At 68.2% G+C, this 17,202-nt stretch carries 15 protein-coding genes; 5 read left to right on the top strand and 10 right to left on the bottom strand.

Translation table 11 applies throughout. The features are described from left to right. Nucleotides 1-17: 17 nt before the first annotated feature. A complete protein-coding gene (gene tssK, locus ACFPO9_RS03770; RefSeq protein ID WP_379767259.1) occupies nt 18-1,364 on the top strand; it encodes a type VI secretion system baseplate subunit TssK in 1,347 nt (448 codons plus the stop codon). Continuing rightward, nucleotides 1,361-2,131, top strand: a complete 771-nt coding sequence (gene icmH, locus ACFPO9_RS03775; protein ID WP_379767262.1) for a type IVB secretion system protein IcmH/DotU — start codon at nt 1,361-1,363, stop codon at nt 2,129-2,131. The genes tssK and icmH overlap by 4 nt, the downstream gene beginning before the upstream one ends. 106 nt (nt 2,132-2,237) lie before the next feature. Here the strand turns inward: icmH and ACFPO9_RS03780 are convergent, their stop codons facing one another. From ACFPO9_RS03780 to ACFPO9_RS03795, 4 genes are all read right to left on the bottom strand, one after another. Further along, the gene (locus tag ACFPO9_RS03780; RefSeq protein ID WP_379767265.1) at nt 2,238-3,008 is read right to left on the bottom strand and encodes an OmpA family protein; all 771 of its coding nucleotides are present in this window, start codon (nt 3,006-3,008) and stop codon (nt 2,238-2,240) included. Then, entirely contained in the window at nt 3,005-3,970 is a 966-nt protein-coding gene (gene tagF, locus ACFPO9_RS03785; RefSeq protein ID WP_379767268.1) for a type VI secretion system-associated protein TagF, read from the bottom strand. The genes ACFPO9_RS03780 and tagF overlap by 4 nt, the downstream gene beginning before the upstream one ends. Then, nucleotides 3,967-7,683 (bottom strand): type VI secretion system membrane subunit TssM, encoded by a 3,717-nt coding sequence (gene tssM, locus ACFPO9_RS03790; RefSeq protein ID WP_379767271.1) that lies wholly within the window; start codon nt 7,681-7,683, stop codon nt 3,967-3,969. The genes tagF and tssM overlap by 4 nt, the downstream gene beginning before the upstream one ends. A gap of 102 nt (nt 7,684-7,785) precedes the next feature. Then, a complete protein-coding gene (locus ACFPO9_RS03795) occupies nt 7,786-8,637 on the bottom strand; it encodes a M15 family metallopeptidase (RefSeq protein ID WP_379767275.1) in 852 nt (283 codons plus the stop codon). A gap of 56 nt (nt 8,638-8,693) precedes the next feature. Between ACFPO9_RS03795 and ACFPO9_RS03800 the strand changes: the two genes are divergently transcribed. From ACFPO9_RS03800 to ACFPO9_RS03810, 3 genes are all read left to right on the top strand, one after another. Further along, nucleotides 8,694-9,494 carry a hypothetical protein gene (locus ACFPO9_RS03800; RefSeq protein WP_379767278.1) on the top strand — a complete coding sequence of 267 codons (801 nt, stop codon included), beginning with the start codon at nt 8,694-8,696 and terminating at the stop codon, nt 9,492-9,494. Between the two features lie 92 nt (nt 9,495-9,586). Continuing rightward, the gene (locus ACFPO9_RS03805; protein ID WP_379767281.1) at nt 9,587-11,269 is read left to right on the top strand and encodes a VRR-NUC domain-containing protein; all 1,683 of its coding nucleotides are present in this window, start codon (nt 9,587-9,589) and stop codon (nt 11,267-11,269) included. Continuing rightward, nucleotides 11,251-13,551, top strand: coding sequence for an ATP-dependent DNA helicase (locus ACFPO9_RS03810; RefSeq protein ID WP_379767284.1), 2,301 nt, complete (start codon nt 11,251-11,253; stop codon nt 13,549-13,551). The genes ACFPO9_RS03805 and ACFPO9_RS03810 overlap by 19 nt, the downstream gene beginning before the upstream one ends. On the opposite strand, the gene ACFPO9_RS03815 is transcribed toward ACFPO9_RS03810, so the two are convergent. The 6 genes from ACFPO9_RS03815 to ACFPO9_RS03840 form a co-directional block, all read right to left on the bottom strand. Beyond that, entirely contained in the window at nt 13,532-14,278 is a 747-nt protein-coding gene (locus ACFPO9_RS03815) for a LytR/AlgR family response regulator transcription factor (protein ID WP_379767287.1), read from the bottom strand. The genes ACFPO9_RS03810 and ACFPO9_RS03815 overlap by 20 nt on opposite strands. Before the next feature lie 4 nt (nt 14,279-14,282). After that, nucleotides 14,283-15,374, bottom strand: a complete 1,092-nt coding sequence (locus tag ACFPO9_RS03820; protein WP_379767290.1) for a sensor histidine kinase — start codon at nt 15,372-15,374, stop codon at nt 14,283-14,285. A gap of 9 nt (nt 15,375-15,383) precedes the next feature. Further along, nucleotides 15,384-16,103 (bottom strand): LiaI-LiaF-like domain-containing protein, encoded by a 720-nt coding sequence (locus ACFPO9_RS03825; protein ID WP_379767293.1) that lies wholly within the window; start codon nt 16,101-16,103, stop codon nt 15,384-15,386. Continuing rightward, nucleotides 16,093-16,500 carry a LiaF transmembrane domain-containing protein gene (locus ACFPO9_RS03830; RefSeq protein WP_230027272.1) on the bottom strand — a complete coding sequence of 136 codons (408 nt, stop codon included), beginning with the start codon at nt 16,498-16,500 and terminating at the stop codon, nt 16,093-16,095. Before ACFPO9_RS03830 ends, ACFPO9_RS03825 begins: the two co-directional genes overlap by 11 nt. Before the next feature lie 210 nt (nt 16,501-16,710). Continuing rightward, nucleotides 16,711-16,887, bottom strand: a complete 177-nt coding sequence (locus ACFPO9_RS03835) for a hypothetical protein (RefSeq protein ID WP_379767298.1) — start codon at nt 16,885-16,887, stop codon at nt 16,711-16,713. 34 nt (nt 16,888-16,921) lie between these two features. Next, complete coding sequence (locus tag ACFPO9_RS03840) at nt 16,922-17,095, bottom strand: hypothetical protein (RefSeq protein ID WP_230027270.1); 174 nt, start codon at nt 17,093-17,095, stop codon at nt 16,922-16,924. Nucleotides 17,096-17,202 lie beyond the last annotated feature (107 nt).

Consider the following 17,202-nt stretch of genomic DNA (forward strand, 5'->3'; position numbering starts at 1 on the left):
CTTCGCAGGAGGCATGCGTGAAACCACCAGCCAAGGTCTTGTGGGGCGAGGGCCTGTTCTTGCGCCCCCAGCATTTCCAGCAGCAGGACCGCTACCACGAAGCGCGCCTGAACGACACCGCCGCCGCCCTCCACCCCTACTGCTGGGGCGTGCGCAAGCTCGAGATCGACCTCGATGCGCTCAAGGCCGATACCCTGCGCATCACCGGCCTGTCGCTGATCTTCGCCGACGGCGAGATCCTGCACGCACCCGAGCGCGACGCCCTGCCGCCCCAGGTGCGCCTCGGCGAACTGGCTTCGTCGGTGCAGTCGCTCACCTTCCACGCCGCCCTGCCCGCCCTCAAGGACCATGGCGAGAATTGCGCGGCGCGCGGCGAATCGCGCCTGGACACCCGCTTCGGCCAGCACGAACACGATACCTTCGACCTCTACACCGACGCCGCCAGCGCGCCGGTCGCCTACCTGAACCGCAGCCTGCGCCTGGTGTCGGAGCTGGAGCCGCTCGAGCCCTACGAGACCATCCCGCTGGTACGCCTGCGCCGCCTGCCGACCGGCGGCTTCGAGGTCGACCACGCCTTCGTCCCGCCCAGCCTCTCGGTCGAGGGCGCGCCCGGCCTGCACGGCATGCTGACGCGCCTGATGGAAAAGCTGCTGGCCAAGGTGCACGCGCTGTATGGCCATTACCGCGAGCCGAGCAAGAACGTGGTCGAGCTGCGCGGCGGCGACGTCGCCTCCTTCTGGCTGCTGCACACGGTCAGCAGCGGCTATGCGGCGCTGACCCACTTCCTGGCGCACCGCGAGCTGCATCCCGAGCGCCTGTTCCAGGAGCTGCTCGGTCTTGCGGGCGGCCTGATGACCTTCTCGCGCAGCAGCAAGCTGGAAGACCTGCCGGCCTATGTGCACCAGGACCCGGGGCCAGCCTTCACGCGCCTGGATGCGATCCTGCGCGAGCTGCTCGACACCGTGATCTCGTCGAAGTACTTCGCGATCGCGCTCTCCAACGAACGGCCGTCCTACCACCTCGGCGCGCTGGACTCGGGCAAGATCAACGGCCAGACCACGCTCTACCTGGGCGTGGCGGCCGACATGCCGGCCCTGCAGCTGGTCGAGATCGTGCCGCTGCGCTTCAAGATCGGCGCGCCGGAAGACGTCGACAAGCTGGTGCTGTCGGCCATGCCCGGCGTGCGCCTGGTGCACGCGCCGCAGGTGCCGAGCGCTGTGCCGGTGCGGCCCGACACCTATTACTTCGTCCTCGAAAACCGCGGCGTGCTGTACGAAAGCATGCTGAAAGCGCAGGCGATCTCGATCTACGTGCCGAACGGGATCCGCGACCTCAAACTCGAACTCATCGGAATCGCAGCATGAGCCAACACGTCGAACGGCGCACCGCCCCTTTGCACTCCGGCGGCCGCAACCCTTCCGGCAGCACCCCGACCTCTTTGGTCGACATGATGTACGAGGGCTTTTACGCGCTGTTCCTGCTCAAGAACGGCAACGGCCCGCAGGACAAGACCGCCTTCGCCGACCACATGACGCGCTTCCTCGGCGACGTCGACCGCAACGCCAAGGCGCTCGGCGTGCCGGCCGACGACGTCACCGCGGCCAAGTATGCGTTCTGCGCCGCGGTCGACGAGATCATCCTGCGCTCCGACTACGAGATCCGCGAAGCCTGGGAGACCCGCCCGCTGCAGCTGCGCCTGTTCGGCGACCAGCTCGCCGGCGAGCACTTCTTCCAGCGCCTCGAAGACCTGCGCGCCAAGGGCGCCGTGCACCTGCAGGCGCTGGAGGTCTTCCACGTCTGCCTGCTGCTTGGCTTCGAGGGCCGCTTCGCGCTGGACGGCAAGGACAAGCTTGCCTACCTGACCGCGCGCCTCGGCGACGAAATCGCCCGCATGCGCGGCAAGAACCGCGGCTTCGCCCCGCACGCCGAGCGCCCCGACCAGATCGTGCACAAGCTGGGCAGCGACCTGTCGCTGTGGGCCTTGTCGATGGTGTTCGCAGTGGCCGCCCTCGGCGGCTACCTGGGCTTCCGCACCGCCCTGGCCCACGAAACCGGCCAGGCGCTGGCCGGCTACAACGACCTGGTGAAGCTGCCGCCGAGGTCGGCCAACGTGACGATCACGCTGCCGTAAGCCGTTTGCGCAAAAACAAACCGGGGTCAGACCCCGAATTTTGGAAATGTCCTGCAAGCTGTTTCCAAAATTCGGGCTCTGACCCCGGTTTGATGTTGGTTAAGCTTTATTGGACGACTTTGAACTCGATGCGGCGGTTGCGGGCGCGGCCTTCCGGGGTGCGGTTGTCGGCCACCGGCCGGTCCGGGCCTTCGCCGGAGACCGCGACCATCTCTGCTTTTACCCCGCGCCCCACCACGTAGTCCCTCACCGCCTCGGCGCGGGCCTGGCTGAGCGAGAGGTTGCCGGCGCGCGAGCCGGCGTTGTCGGTGTGGCCGATCACTTCCACCCGCTTGTCCTTCAGGCGCAGCAGCACGGCGCTCATCTGGTCGAGGATGGTCTTGCCGGAATCGGCCAGCGTGGCCTTGCCCGACTCGAATTCGATGATGCGGTTGGCCAGCGCGGCGTCCAGCATGCCCTGCTCGGACACCGCCACCCGCAGGCCGTTGTTGACGGTGTAGCTGGTGTCCAGGTTCAGCGCCAGTTCGCCGGCGATCTGCTGTTTCTGCGCTTCGGTGGCGACGTCGCCGCGCAGGCTGACGCTGGTGCCGTCGATCTGCAGCTGGCCGCGCGTGACCAGTTTCAGGTTCGGGCCGATCAGGCTCGCGACGTGCTCGTTCCAGTTCGGCGGCGCCGCAACCCGCCCCACCGCCAGCTGGTCGACCACGCGATCAAAGCCGTAGACGGTCCGCAATCGCGCCAGCAGCGCCGCCTTGCTGGCGTCGTCGGGGACGGTGCCGGAGACGACGATAGGTGCGGTGGCCGCCGGGCTGTCGGCGAAAGCCGGCGCCGCCGCGCAGACGGCCACGGCCAGCAAGAATGTCGAAAGACGCTTCACGTGTCGGCTCCAATGAAAGTCTTGAGGAACAGTTCGCGCGCCAGGCGCAGCGGCAGCATCGGCTGCTCGAGATAGCTGGCCAGCGCGCGCACGTCGATGTCGATGCCCAGCTGCTCGTCGATCCAGCCGTTGTCGCTCAGCTGCACCTGCTGTTCGCGGCCGGCCAGCGGATCGACGATGCCGTGCAGGGTCTCGCTTGCTGCGCCGCCGAAGCCGATCACCAGCGCCGGCCGCTCGGCCACCGTGGTCAGGAACAGCACCAGGTCGAACGCCGTGCGGCGGATGAAGGGCGTGACCAGCTCCAGCCAGAAGGCCGCGACCTGGCAGCGCAGCGCCGGATCCAGCGGCAGCGGCAGCACCAGGCTTTTGTGCAGCGCCGCCGGGCGGCTGTGCATGACCGGCTGCAGGAGCAGGCCGAGGCCGAGGATCAGGCGGTTCGCCTCGAGGTCCAGCGCGCCCGACAGCGAGCTGACCGTGGCCGCGGCCAGGAAGTCGTCGAGCCGGGCCTCGTATTCGCCGAGGACCACCGCCGCATCGGCGATCGCATGCAGGTGCGGCCCCGGCTCGTCGGCCCCGAGCACCTGCGGCGCCATCGTCTCCAGGTAGTCCCACAGCGGCCCGAAGGCCAGCGGGCAGCGCGACACGAAGGCCGCCGGATCCGGCACGTCGACGGTGCGCATCATCAGGAAGGGAAAGCGGCGCCCGGACTGGTCGTGGCTGGCCACCAGGTGGCCGGCGATCGCATGGCGGCGGCTCGGGCCGACGAAGGCGAAGCTGACCGGCGGCGAGGCGTCGTAGTACAGCTTCCAGCGCGCGTCGTTGGGCAGGCGGGTCATGACTTGGGCCAGCCAGTCGTCCAGCATGCCGAGCACGGGCTGGTCGTCCGCGACCTTGACGAAGTCGCTGCGCGCCGGGAGCTTGCCGAAGCAGCCGATCCGCGCCGAGGACAAGGCGCGGGTCATTGCGCCGCTCCCGCCAGCTGCGGACCGGCGGCGGCGCGCCCGACCACGCTGTCAGGCAGGCGCAGGCCGCTGAAGCCGCGGCTGACCTGGCCGTCGCCGGTACTGGCGGCGCTGCTGACCACCTTGAGCGTGACCCCCACTGTCGTGCTGCCAGAGGTCCAGCGCAGCTCGGCCACGCCGGACTCCAGTCTCTTCTTTGCCGCAGCGGCGATCAGTTTGGTCAGGCCTTGCTCGCCCGGCTCGTTGAACAGCTCGACCGTGCGGCCGTCGAAGGTCACCGCACTGACCTTGGCCCCGCTCGCCCCCTGCGGCCCCGGATGCACCATGTTCACCCACGCCGGCGGCGTATTGCGGTAGCGCAACTGCTGCCCATCGATCTCGATCGTGTACTCGGTCACGCCGGGCGCCGTCATCGGCAGCAGCTGGAACACGGTCTGCGGGCCGCCACCGGTGGCCACGCCGTTGGCCGACAAAGGCGCGATCCATCCCGGGAAGCCGCTCACCACCTGCGGCGCCAGGGTCACGCCGATATCCGCCCAGGTACGGCTGGACAGCACGTCGCCGCGCCGCACCACCAGCGGCCCCATGGTCGTGGTCACGAACTTGGCCACCGCGCCATCGGGTCCGAACACCTGGCCGATCTCGGCGGCCCCCGCCTGCATCTGCGCGGCTGGCGAGAACGGGGATTTGCCGGCCAGGTTCTTCTGGAAGGGTTCGACCACCTGCGCCTGCCAGGTCTTGTTGATCTCGGATTCCGATGGCAGCACGATCATGGCGAAGGTCTGCACCAGTGGCCGCACCAGCAGCGGGCGCAGCATCTGCTTCTGGGCGTCCGTCATCCCGGTCAGCATCTGCTCGTCGACGTATTTGAGGGCGTCGGCCAGCTCGGAGCCGTTGCCTTCCAGCGTCTGCTGCATCAACTGCTTGGCGCCGGGGCCGGGGTCGCCCTGGTTCTTCAGCTGGTTCAGGCGCGAGCGCAGCTTGGACAGCGCGTCCAGGTAGCCGGTCATCAGCGAGGCATCCTTCTCCTTGATGCCGACCAGGCGCGCGACGCCGGCGAACTCGCGCCCGACCGGGCCCGCTGCCGCACCGGCCACGCCTGCCATGCCGGGCATCGGCGCCGCCGCATCGGCGATCTGGCGCGCCTCGCTGGGCGCCTGGCGCAGCACCACTTCGCGGAACCAGGCCATCACGCCGCGCTTCAGCTTCGCCTGGTTGGCGCGCGCCTGGCCGGGATCGTCCCAGGAAGTCTCGTCGTAGACGGTCTTCAGCACCTTGGCCAGCGGCGAGGTCTGCGGGTCGCCGAGGCGGTTCATGGCCTGCACGCTGGCCTCGAAGCCGTTCAGGTCGGCGATCGTCACGCCCTGCACGAATTTGGCCCACTCCTTCGCATAATCGGCCTTGTACAGATCGATCAGGGTCTTCTGGATCTGCTCCGGGCTGCCTTCCAGGGTCAGATCGTCCTTGGCCACGGTCTTCAGCACCCAGTCGTTGCTTTGCAGCTCGCGGTTGGAGGCTTCGCGGATCGCGCCCAGCACGAACTTCTCCCAGGCGTCGCGGGTAAAGGCGCCGGGCACCGCGTGGCTGCCGACCACCAGGCCCTGGTCCTGCTCGCCGACGATGCGCGCCACGGTCACCGCCGGGAAGCGGGTGCCGGCGCGGGTGCGGATGTCGGCGTAGACGCGTTCGCGCGCCGGGGTGCCGCGCACCACCCGGCGCAGGTTTTCGCGCGCGGTGTCGAGCAGGCTGAGTTTGGGCGTGATCTGCGGCCAGGCCGGGTCCGCAATATGTGATAAGTGGAAGGTCATCAGGCGCTCCGCGCTGCGGATCATCTGCTCCTTCGCCATGCCGCCGCGGTTCGCCTGCAGCCACACGCGCCAGTAGCGGGTCAGCTGGTCGTTCAGGTGGCCCGGCTCGGCATGGCTTTTATCGGCCAGCATCAGGTAGGTCTTCAGGGCGTTGTAGGCGTCGCCGATATTGGTGGCCGAGACGTCCTGGTAGGGCTGGCCCGGCCTGGCGCTGGGCGCCGCCTGCGCGTTCGGGTCCAGCTGCGAAGCGTTGGCGTTCATCTCCGCCAGCAGCGCTTCCAGCGCGCCGGCCACCGGCTGCACCATCACTTCGCGCACGCCGGCGAAGTATTCGTCGCGCAGCTTGCGTTCCAGCGCCTCGCCCTGGTACAGGCCGAAGGACAGCGCCCAGGGCCGCTCGCCGCGGTATTTTTCCAGCTGCTCGATGCGGTCCTGCAGGATGTCCAGCGCTTCGAGGCGCGACTGCAGGCCGCCGGTCCTGGCCTGCATCTTCATGACCTTGTCGAGGTCCGCCTGGACGTTGGCGACCAGCTGGCGATTGCCCATGTAGGACCAGCTCCAGCCGCCGAGCGCGCAGCCGAGCAGCACGGTGGCGGCGAAGAAGGCCGCGTACTTCAGGCGCGTGGCGGCCGGGCTGGTGTAGCGCTTGACCAGCTCCTTGTCCGCGAAGATCACCTTGCGGAACAAGTCGAGCAGGAAGAAGCCGGACTGCTCTTCATGCTGCTCGCCCTTCTGCTCCCCGTTCTTGAGCTGCAGGTCGAAGCGGCTGGCGACGCGGCGCGAGGACAGGTTCTCGACCATCCCTTCCTGCAGCGCGCTGGTGAAGTAGAAGCCGCGCAGGACCGGTTTGAACTGCCAGGTATTCTCTTCGAACAGGGTGGCGAGGAAGGCGCGCAGCTGCGGTTTGAGGGAGGCGAATTCGAGCGGGAAGGTAAACACGCCCGGGCGCATGGCCGCGCTGCGGTTGCCGGCCATGGTGGCCAGGCTCATCTCCTTCAGGCCGTCGTACAGTTCGTCGAAATGGATATCGAAAAAAGCCAGCACGTCCTGCGGCGTGCTGCGGCGGTTGTAGCGCTGGGTCGCGCCCCACACGCGCTCGCGCTCTGCGCGGTCGCTGTCGTGGAAGAAGTCGGAAAAGCCGGCGATCAGGTCGGCCTTGGTGAACACCACGTAGACCGGCGCGTGCACCCCCAGCCGCTCGGTCAGTTCCTGCACCCGCGTGCGCAGGCTTTTCGCCAGCTCGATCGAGCCTTCCGGCGATCCGCCCGCCAGCTCGGCCACGCTCACCGCGATGATGATGCCATTGATCGGCGCGCGCCGGCGATGGCGCCGCAGCAGGTCGAGGAAGCTGAACCACTCGGCGCGGTCGGCTTCGACCACCGAGTAGCGGCCGGCGGTGTCGAGCAGGATGCCGTCGGTGGTAAAGAACCAGTCGCAGTTGCGGGTGCCCCCCACGCCCTGCACCGCCTTGCTGCCGGGGATGGGGAAGGTCAGCCCCGAATGCTTGATCGCGCTGCTCTTCCCCGCCGCCGGGTTCCCGATGATCATGTACCAGGGCAGTTCGTACAGGGCCTGGGCGCCGCGCGTCAGGCCCAGCTTGGAGGTCTTGATGGTGTTGATCGCCTCCAGCATGCCTTTGCGCAGTACCGGCGCATCGTCGCGCTTGGGATTGTCGGCCTGGGCGACGATCGCCTCGCTCAGGCGGGCGGCGGCGCGCTTGCGCCACCAGCTGCGCGCCAGCCACCAGGCGCCCCAGGCCGCCAGCAGGAGCAGTCCGGCCAGCACGGCCCAGATGGCCGCCACTTCGAGCGATTCGGCGCCGAGAAACAGGAGCCCCGCGAGCGCCGCGATGCCGGTCACGGCCATTACGCGGCGGTTGGTGAGAAACTGCCAGAGTCGGGCCATAGTGGGTTCGGTTCAGAGAGGTGAATGGAAAGCCACAGGCAATGTTGGCACCATTTCCCTGCTGAATCTTGAGTTCAAACAATTGCCCCGACCGTAAAGGCGTCAACGCCGCATCACCCCGCGCAGGCGCAGTTCGGTATGGCCGAGGTCCATCATGGTCCAGCGCCCGCCCCAGGTCAGGCCCAGCGATTCCGCGACCTCGCCGTAGAGCTGGTAGCCGCGCATCGCCCACGGGTCCTTTTCGGAGATGACGAGCTTGCCGTCGCGCAGGAAGGCGCAGTCGGCCGCCAGCCCGTACTGGTGCCAGCTCTGGAAGGCCTTGGCATTCGTCACCGCCGAGCCCATTTTTGCCAGCAGGTCCTGCCGCGCCGGACTGCGGTAACCCTCCAGCAGCGCCATCTCGTAGCCATACTTTTCCTTCATGATGCGGAACACGAGCAGCAGGCGCTGGTTGAAGTCGGGATGCATGAGGCCCCAGTTGCGACTGGCGTCCACCAGCATCGGCCGCACCAGTTCGACCTCGCGGGTGGTGAAGGCGACCGGCGGCAGCGAGGCCGGCGGCACCAGCTGCTCGCCCTTCAGCAGGGCCGCGACCTGGGCGTCGACGATGGTGTCGCTTGGCTCGTAACCGGGCAGCATGTCGGGCCGGCGCAACAGCAGCGCGACCAGCGGCGGGATCAGCACCAGCGGCAGGCCGACGGCGACGAAGGCGCGGTGCTTGCGGATCCAGCCGCGCAGGTCGGTCGCACCCCGGCGCCAGCGCCAGCGCAGCGCCGGTCCGGCATCGCGCAAGGCCGAACCGCCGGATGCGCGCCAGCCGCCTGTCCGCATCTGGAAACGCCGCTGCAGTCCGCCCAGGAAATGCAAGACCGAGGCTCGTCCGCCGGGAAAGCAGGCGAGCCAGATGAGGCTGCAGGCAAGACAAAAGTACAAAAGGGCGAGGAAGATCAGCATCCGCTTCTCCGGTTTGTTTCTAATTGGCATTGGTGTCCAATCTTAGGAGGACCGCAGTGCGCCCTACAGATGAAGATCAATCCGGATCGCGGCGTCCGAACCTGATGTCCTCGACGCGCCGGACGGCGAACGAGACGAATATCCTCGCCATGCTCGACCGCCACGAATCGGGCGGGCGCCTGCGGCGCCTGCTGCGCGGACTGGGCGGCTTGCCGGTCATGGTCTGGTACGGGACCGCCGGCCTGCTCGTCGCCGGACTGGTGGGCTCGCTGGCATGGCTGGCGCTCGACAACGGCCCGGCTTCCACGGGCAATACGGCGCTGTCCGGGAGCGCCGGAACGAAGATCCGGCCGGTCACGGAAGCGCCGGCGATCGCCGCGCCGCCGGCGCCGGTTCCGGCTGCCGTGACCGCGTCCGCGTCCGCCGGCGCAAGCGCCGAAGTGGTCGATGAGGCGCAGGCGGCCGGCGCCACCATCGTCGACCTCGCTCCCGCCGGGACCGCCGAGGCGGCCGAGCCGCTCACGGCGCTGCGCGTGCTGCCGCCGCAACAGCATGCCGGCCGCATCGCGCAGCATGAGGACCGGCGCGAGAGCCAACGCGAGCTGCCGCCCGAGCGCCCGCGTCCGGCCTCGCACGCCGCCACGTCCAGGAGTGCATCGCGCGGCGCCGCTGGCAAAGCTGTTGCCTCTGCCGCCCGCGCCCCAGGGCTGGCCCACGCCGAACCGCGCAGCCGCCGTCCCGCCGCGCAAGCCAGGCCGGCGCCGGGCGCGGTCGACACCGACGTCGCCCTGATCTCGGCCATCATCCAGCACGCCAACAAGCGCCAGGAGGCCGAGGAAGCGGCCGCCAAGCCATAGCAAAACGCCAAGCTGTCGTAAAAAAGCCCCGCTACTGCTGGGTAAAGCAAAGCCGCGCCGCTATACTGTACAAAGTTACAGTATGGTGCGACATGATCAGGGTTCTGGAAAACGAGTTTTATTATCTGGATAACTTCCAGCGCGTCCTCGACTGGATCACCCAGCGCTACGCCGACCTCCTCGACGGCGAGGAGCGGGCTTTCATCGAAGCCTTCGCCGGGCTGCCCCGCCCTGCCCAGGCCCTGTTCGTGCGCATGGTGATGCGCAAGGGCAGCCTGTTCCGCGCTTCGAAGATGAACTACCCGGAGATCGGCTGCCCGGTCGCCGCCGCCCAGGCGCTGCTGCCGACCGGCTGGATCGTCGCCGACCCGGTGCTCGGCATCGACGCCCTGTTCGAGCTGCTGGTCAAGCCCGAGATCGTCGACGCCTTCGCCCTGAAAGCGCCGTTGAAGGCAGCGCGCAAGGACGAGCAGCTGGAAGCGCTGCGCGGGCAGCACGCCGAGCCGCGTCCCTTCTCGGCGTGGTATGCCGGCTGCCCCGACACCGTGTGGACGATCCAGGTGAAACCCCTGTGCGACCGCCTGCGCCTGGTCTTCTTCGGCAACCTGCACCAGGACTGGACCGAATTCGTGCTGGCCGACCTGGGCCTGTTCCGCTTCGAGCAAGTCGAGTTTTCCGAGGCGTCGCGCGGCTTCCGCTCGCGCCGGGACATCGAGCACTACCTGCAGCTGCACGCCTGCCGCGAGCGTTTCTACGAACTCGAGCCGGGCTGTGAAGCATTCCGTGAAGTGCTGCAAGCTGTCCTGCAGGACGTGCCGCGCCACGGCTTCGACAACGACTGGCTGGACAGCCGCCGCGAAAAACTCCTGTTCGCCATCGGCCAGCAATTCGAAAAGGACAAGGACTGGGAGACCGCCCACGCAGTCTATGCCGGGTGCCGCTTTCCCGGCGCCCGCTCGCGCGCGATGCGCGTGCTCGAGAAGGACGAGAAGTTCGACCAGGCCTACGCGCTGTTCTGCGCGGCCGAACAGGCGCCGGAAAGCGAAGCCGAACGCCAGCACCTGTTGCGCATCGGTCCGCGCCTGGCGCGTAAGCTCGGCCACGCCAAGGTGAAAGCGCGCAAGGCGCCGCCGCCCGCGCGGCTCGATCTGAATCTGCCGCGCATTTCGACTGGCCCAGGCGGCGAATGGCGCGTCGAAGGCGTGGTGCTGGAACACCTGCACCGCGATGAAGCCCCGGTCTTCTACGTCGAGAACACGCTGGCGAATACCCTGTTCGGCCTGCTGTGCTGGCCGGCCGTGTTCGCGGCCATCCCCGGCGCTTTTTTCCACCCCTTCCACCGCGGCCCGGCGGACCTGTACAGCCCCGACTTCCACCAGCGCCGCGCGCGCGAGTTCGGGGCCTGCCTGGCGCGCCTGGACGACGGCAGCCACGTCGAGGCCATCCTGGCCACCTGGGAAGAGAAGGCCGGCATCCAGTCGCCCTTCGTGGCCTGGGACTACCTCGACCGCGCCATCCTCGAGACCGCCCTGCACTGCATCCCCGCGGCGCACCTGAAGCTGTGGTGCCAGCGCATCCTGCAGGACGTGAAGGACAACCGCACCGGCTTCCCCGACCTGATCCAGTTCTTCCCGGCCGAAGCGCGCTACGAGATGATCGAAGTGAAAGGCCCCGGCGACCGCCTGCAGGACAACCAGCTGCGCTGGATCGAGTACTGCAGGGAGCACGGCATGCCGGTGACCGTCTGCTACCTGCAATGGCAGGAGGCGGCTTGAGCGGCGAGGTAAAAGGCTATACCGTCGCGGTCAGGGCCCTGTGCGAGTTCACCGCAAAGCAAGGGGACCTCGACCTGCGCTTCACGCCCTCGCCCACGGCCCTGGAAGGCATCGCCGGCCACGCCGTGGTGGCCTCGCGGCGCGGCGAGCGTTACCGCGCCGAGGTCACGCTCGAAGGCGACTATGGCCTGCTGCACGTGCGCGGCCGCGCCGACGGCTACGACCCGGACCAGAACCTGATCGAGGAAGTGAAGACCTACCGCGGCCAGTTCACCAGCATCCCCGACAACCACCGCCACCTGCACTGGGCCCAGCTGCGCATCTACGGCCACCTGATGTGCGAGCAGCTGGACATGGAAACGGTCAACCTGGCCCTGGTCTACTTCGACATCGGCAGCCAGCAGGAGACCCTGCTCCGCGAGACCCGCACGCGCGCCGAGCTGAAAGCCATCTTCGAAGACCACTGCGGCCGCTTCATCGCCTGGGCCGAGCAGGAGATGCGCCATCGCGAAGCGCGCAACGACGCCCTGGCCGGCATGCGCTTCCCGCACGCGGACTTCCGCCCGGGCCAGCGCCAGCTCGCCGAAGCCGTGTTCCGCGCGAATGCCGGCAAGCGCTGCCTGCTGGCCCAGGCCCCGACCGGCATCGGCAAGACCCTCGGCACCATGTTCCCCGCCCTGAAAGCGGCGCCGAAGGAGAACATCGACAAGCTGGTGTTCCTGGCCGCGAAGACGCCAGGGCGCAAGCTGGCGCTGGATGCAGCAGCAACCCTGAAGGCCGGCGGCACGATCCCCCTGCGCGTGCTGGAACTGACCGCGCGCGACAAGGCCTGCGAGCATCCGGACAAAGCCTGCCATGGCGACGCCTGCCCTTTGGCGCGCGGCTTCTACGACCGCCTGCCGTCGGCGCGCGCCGCCAGCCTGGATGCGCCGCTGCTGGACCGCGAGACCCTGCGCACGATCGGCCTCGAACACGATGTCTGTCCCTATTACCTGGGCAGCGAGATGGCGCGCTGGAGCGACATGGTCGTCGGCGACTACAACTACTGGTTCGATGGCGGCGCCATGCTGTACGCGCTGGCGCTGGAGCGCGGCTGGAAGGTGAGCGTGCTGGCCGACGAGGCGCACAACCTGGTGTCGCGCGCACGCGGCATGTACAGCACTTCACTGGAACGCGGCAGCCTGCGCGCGGCCCGCGCCGTCGCTCCGCCGGCCGTGCAGAAGCCGCTGGAAAAGGTCGGCCGCGCCTGGACCGAAGCCGGCAAAGCCGCCCCGCTTCCCTACCAGGTGCTGGAGGCGATACCGCAAAAGCTGCTGGACAGCCTGCAGAACGCCACCAGCGCGATCACCGAGCACCTCGCCGAATCCATGGCGGACGGCGGCCTCGATCCGGCGCTGCAGGCGTTCTACTTCGACGCCCTGCAGTTCCAGCGCCTGGCGGAATCCTTCGGCACGCATTCGCTGTTCGACCTCACGCGCACCGACGAGCGCGACACGACGCTGGCGATCCGCAACCTGGTGCCGGCGCCCTTTTTGAAGCCGCGCTTCGAGTTCGCGCATTCGACCACGCTGTTCTCGGCCACGCTCAGCCCCTGGCACTATTTCGCCGACCTGCTCGGCATGCCCGAAGACACCGCCTGGATCGACGTCGACTCGCCCTTCGTGGCAAGCCAGCTGAAAGTCGAGGTGGCGCGCGGGATCTCGACCCGCTACCAGCACAGGAAAAGCTCGCTGGTCCCGATCGCCGACCTGATGGCGCGCCAGTACGCGGACCAGCCGGGAAACTACCTGGCCTTCTTCTCCAGCTTCGACTACCTCGAGCAGGCCGCCGACATGCTGGCCCAGCGCCATCCGGAGATCCCGGCCTGGCGCCAGTCGCGCCGCATGAGCGAGATGGAGCGCACTGCGTTTCTGGAGCGTTTTACCTCCGAAAGCAGAGGCGTTGGCTTCGCGGTGCTGGGCGGCGCTTTCGGCGAAGGCATCGACCTGCCCGGCGCGCGCCTGATCGGCGCTTTCGTCGCCACCCTCGGCCTGCCGCAGATAAACCCTGTCAACGAGCAGCTGCGCGAACGCCTGCAGGCGCTGTTCGGCGCCGGCTACGACTATGCCTATTTATATCCAGGCCTGCAGAAGGTGGTGCAGGCGGCCGGCCGCGTGATCCGCACCGAGCAGGACCAGGGCACGGTCTGGCTGATCGACGACCGCTTCGCACGGCCGGAGGTGCTCGAACTGCTGCCGGCCTGGTGGCACGTCGAGGCGCGGTCTAGCGCATCAGCTCCCTGAGTCTGGTGTAGCCGCTGCGGCTGACAGGAATGCGCGCGCCGCCGCGCAGCACCGCGCAATGCCCATCCTTGCCGGACGGTTCGATACGTTCGATGGCTGCCAGGCTCACGATATAGGAACGGTGCACGCGCAGGAAGGCGCCCGGGTCCAGCTGTTCCTCCAGCTCCGACAGGCGCTGGCTCTTCAGCCAGGCCTTGCCGGCCGCGACCACCTGCACGTAATCGTCCTGGGCCTCGATGTAGTCGATGGTGGACGCCATCACGACCTGCACCCGCGTGCCGTCCCGGATCAGGATCCGCTCCAGCGGCGCGCGCCTTTGCGCCGCCTCGCTCGCAGCGGCGACGGCGTCCAGCGCGGCCGCGCCGGCCTGCGGACTGCCGAGCCGTGCGCGCGCATGCGCCAGTGCCTGCTCCAGGCGCTCGCGCGAAAAGGGTTTCAGCAGGTAGTCCAGCGCATGCACTTCGAAGGCGCGCAGCGCGAACTGGTCGTAGGCGGTGACGAACACGTACTGGGTCTTTGCCCCGGCCAGTTCGACCACCTCGAAGCCATCCAGCTTGGGCATCTGGATGTCGAGGAAGACCAGCTCCGGCGCCAGCTCGGCGATCGCCTTCACGGCTTCGAAGCCGTTCGCGCATTCGGCGACGATCTCCAGGTCCGGATACAAGGCCAGGTATTCGCGCAGCACGGCGCGCGCCAGCAGCTCGTCGTCCACGATGATCACACGCATGTTCTCAGCTCTCCTCTACGGTGTCGAAGGCCTCGGCCGGCAGCGCCAGCTCGACCCTGAAGCGATCGTCCTCGCGCGTCCAGTGGACGCTGGCCTCGATCCCGTAGGCCGCCGCCAGCCGCCGCCGCACGTTCTCCAGGCCGACGCCGCCCGCGCCTTCGCCCGGGCCCTTGACGCCCACGGTATCCGGATCGACGTCGTTCTCCACGACGATGCGCAGCAGCGAACCCGCACGCAGCGCGGACAAATGAATGCGGCCAGGTTCGATCATCTGGCCGATGCCATGCTTGACCGCGTTCTCCACCAGCGGCTGCAGCAACATGGGCGGCACCAGGCAGGACAGCGCGTCCGGCGCCGCGCCGGCCTCGAAGCGCAGGCGCTCGCCGAAGCGCACCTGTTCGATCGCGACGAAGTCCCGCACCAGTTCCAGCTCGCGGCTCAACAGCACCTTGCGCTCCGCATGCAGGCCCAGGCTGAGGCGGAAGAAGCCGGCCAGGCGCAGGGTCATCGCGCGCGCCGCGCCGGGGTCGATCGAGGTCAGCGCGCTGATCGAGTTCAGGCTGTTGAACAGGAAGTGCGGGTCGACCTGGGTGCGCAGCATGCGCAGCTCCGCATCCTGGGCCATCAGGCGCGTTTGCAGTTCGCGGGTCTCGAGCTGGCGCACGCGCTCGGCTTCGATCAGCAGGTAGTTCACGGCGGCCGCAAGGCCATACAGGATCACGCCCAGCGCGAACATGGTCGCCAGCCGCGCCGCATCGAGCTCGAACAGCTCGCCTTCCGGCATGAAGGTGCGCAGCAGCGCGGCCCAGGCCGAGCCGATCGCGCACCACAGCCCCGCCGCGCAAGCCGCCGTGGCGCCGACCCCGCCGACGATCGCGGCCGGGTGCTTGTGGCCGATCGGATAGGCGCGGCACACGTAATACGCGGAGAAGGCGGTGGCGTTGGCGTAGACGATCGCCAGCGGCACCGCGAACAGCAGGCTGGCGCCCCAGCCCGCGCCGCCGGCGGCCAGCAGCGCGGCGGTCGCCAGGCCCAGCAGCAGCCAGGCCAGCATGTAGAGCAGCGCCGCATACCACCTGGAGACCACGCCGTGCATCGTGCCGCCTTAGTTGCGGACTTCGACGCCGCCCATGACGGCGTAGCCGGTGACCACCAGGCGCTTGCTGTTGTCCGGCGGGCGCGCCGTCTTTTCCGTGAAGCCGCCCATGATCGGCGAGCCGTGCAGGACGACAGTCCAGTCGGCCGGCACCTTGATCGTGATGCCGCCCCAGATCGCGAAGACGTTGATCACGGCTTCGCCGGCCAGTCCCGCTTCGCGCAGGTCGATCTCGCAGCCGCCCATGATCGCGGTGATCTCGCCGCCGCGGAAGTCCGGCGTGCTGACGCGGCGCTCGAAGCCGCCGAGGATGGCGGTGATGTCGATCACGTTGTCGGCCTTGGCATCGTCCTTGGTGTAAGGACCGGCGTGGACGCGCGCCACGCGCCCGCCGCCCAGCGTGCGGAACAGGATCAATCCGCCGAGGCCTATCATCACCAGCGGCCAGAAGGTGCGCCAGCTGATGAAGTAGTAGCCGAGGCGGTTCATGGTCATCGCCACGCCGATCGCGATCAGCACGATGCCGGTGATGCGGCCGCTGCGCGGGCCGTCGCTGAACAGGGCCACCAGGCCCGAGGCGACGAAGGCCAGCGGCCAGAAGAAGATCACGTGGCGCAGGTAGATGATGTTCAGGTTATCGAGCAGGAACAGCACGCCGAAGGCCACCACCAGCAGGCCGATCACGACCTGGCTGCCCGCGCGGGCAGCGTGGCTGTTTTCACTGGCCATGGCTGCCTCCCTTCTTGTCGAAGCAGCCCTGGCGGGTGCGGTCCGGGTTGGCGCCGAAGCGGCGCTCGGCGATCGGGCGCACGGCCATGCCGATGCCGCCGACGATGATGAACAGCGGCCAGCTGTTGAACCAGTTCAGTCCGAACAGGCCTTCGAACACGGCGAACAGCCACAGGCCGATGAAGACGGTCCACAGGCCGTTGACGAATTCGCGCGCGCTCGGATAGCCGATGGTCTGGTTGATGCCGGCCACGACCAGCAGCAGCGGCGCGTAGTGCCACAGGCGGTCGATCTCATAGATGTCGAGCTGGTCCAGCAGGAACGCCACGCCCAGTCCGATCAGCAGCAGGCCCCACAGGACCTGGCGCCGCAGGTGATACGATGCTTCGCTGTTCATTGAGTCCTCCTTGTTGGAATGAGGACAAGATAACCGGGGACGGGCCGGCAGCGGAAGCGCTTTTCGGTGAATGGCGGGGAAAGGCCGGCGAACGGCGGCGCGATCGGCGAACGCCGGGCGAACGGCGGACGCAAAAAAACCCGCCGCGTCGCCGGGGCGGGTTTGTTGCGCTGGGCCGGACCCGGAACAGGTACCGGCCGCGCCTGGGTCTCAGGCAGCCGGCTGCGCGAGGACCATGTTCGGCTGGCCCTTCTGCAGGTTGCGGTACTTGGCGCGGGCGATGGCCTGCTTGACCGCTTCGCGGGCGACGTTGGTCTTGTGGATCTCGGCGCGTTCCTTCTTGCCGCGATGCTGGGCGATATGCTTGTTGCCGATTTTCTTGGTCATGGCGCTCTCCTGTAAGGCTGGGGTTGGTGCCCGTTCAGGAACGCGAGGAGCCCATCTTGTCGTCGTCGTGCGAGTGCATCAGCATGCCCCAGCCGAGCTGGCGACGGATTTCTTCCGGCGTCGGCGGCGGTGCACTTTCCTTCGTGCGGCGCTCGAGGTACTCGCGCACGAGGTGCTTCGGTGGATGACTCGTCGTTGGCAAAGACATGAACAACCTCCGCTTCCCAAAGGGCGTGGAATCTGGTGCCGATCCTCGAGGCGACCGGCTAACCTGTTGAGGTGGTTGGCGGCCTGCGTATTCGCTGGCGTCCTCAC

It is taken from the genome of Massilia aerilata (assembly GCF_042656905.1).
GTDB classification, from domain to species: Bacteria; Pseudomonadota; Gammaproteobacteria; order Burkholderiales; family Burkholderiaceae_D; genus Telluria; species Telluria aerilata.